Raw genomic sequence first — 1,129 nt, forward strand, 5'->3', positions numbered from 1 at the left:
ATGCTGAGTGTCGCATTTCTAAATGGCTGAAGACGTCGCGCCTCTAATCAGCTTTGACAATTGTTGTAGGGGGGTACATTCTATTTCCAAGTGCGACATGCTTATAAAAACAATGGCTTCGCCTTGGAGATATATGCATGTCCCTTTGCTATTCGCAGCTCACCCTGCCTGATCGCAAGCGTCTTTTTCATCTTAGAGAACGCAAGGTTTCCGTCTCGGAGATTGCCCGCCAACTCGGTCGTCATCGTTCGACGATCTATCGCGAGCTTAAACGCAATACGTTCCAGGATCACGAATTTCCGGAATACAGCGGCTATTACAGCGGTATCGCCAACGACATGAGCAAGGAGCGCCGACGACGGCTGCGCAAACTCAGACGCCATCCGCATCTGCGCGATCTCGTCATCGACCGGCTGAAGGCGCATTGGTCACCTGAGCAGATCGCTGGCCGGCTTCTCGCCGATGGCGTCAGTCCTGTGCGCATTTGCCCGGAAACGATTTATCGTTTCATCTATTGCAAGGAAGATTATCCGCTCGGGCTGTATCAGCACCTGCCGGAACGACGGCGCAGGCGTCGGCGCCGCGGCGCACGCAAACCGCGTGACGGCTTAATCCCGCTCGACTACAGAATCTCCCAACGACCTGATTTTATTGATGATCGATCACAGTTCGGGCATTGGGAGGGCGATCTCCTGATCTTCCGGCGTGAACTCGGAGAGACCAACGTCACCTCTCTCGTCGAGCGCAAGAGCCGCTATACGGTGATGATCAAGAACCGCAGCCGTCACTCGCGACCGATCATGGACAAGATCATCCATGCCTTCTCACCATTGCCGTCTTTTGCACGCCGAAGCTTCACCTTTGATCGCGGCACGGAGTTCTCCGCTTTCAGGGCTTTGGAAGATGGGATCGGCGCCAGGAGCTGGTTCTGCGATCCCAATTCGCCTTGGCAGAAAGGCGCTGTCGAGAACACCAACAAGCGCATTCGACGCTTCATGCCTGGCGATACGGATCTGTCCAACGTCGCTCAGAAGCAACTTGTCGACCTCGCCCATCACCTGAATTCGCTGCCAAGAAAGTGCTTGGGCTACAAAACACCGGCCGAGGTCTTCATGGCGCATTTGCGTGA

The 1,129-nt window shown here is 55.0% G+C and carries 1 protein-coding gene; it reads left to right on the plus strand.

The genetic code is table 11. The annotated features are described in order from the left end of the window. Nucleotides 1-137: 137 nt before the first annotated feature. A partial coding sequence (locus tag G9X64_RS36070; RefSeq protein ID WP_171378392.1) for an IS30 family transposase occupies nucleotides 138-1,129 on the plus strand: 992 nt, incomplete at its 3' end.

Source organism: Rhizobium sophorae, assembly GCF_013087515.1.
In the GTDB taxonomy this organism is placed as follows: domain Bacteria; phylum Pseudomonadota; class Alphaproteobacteria; order Rhizobiales; family Rhizobiaceae; genus Rhizobium; species Rhizobium sophorae.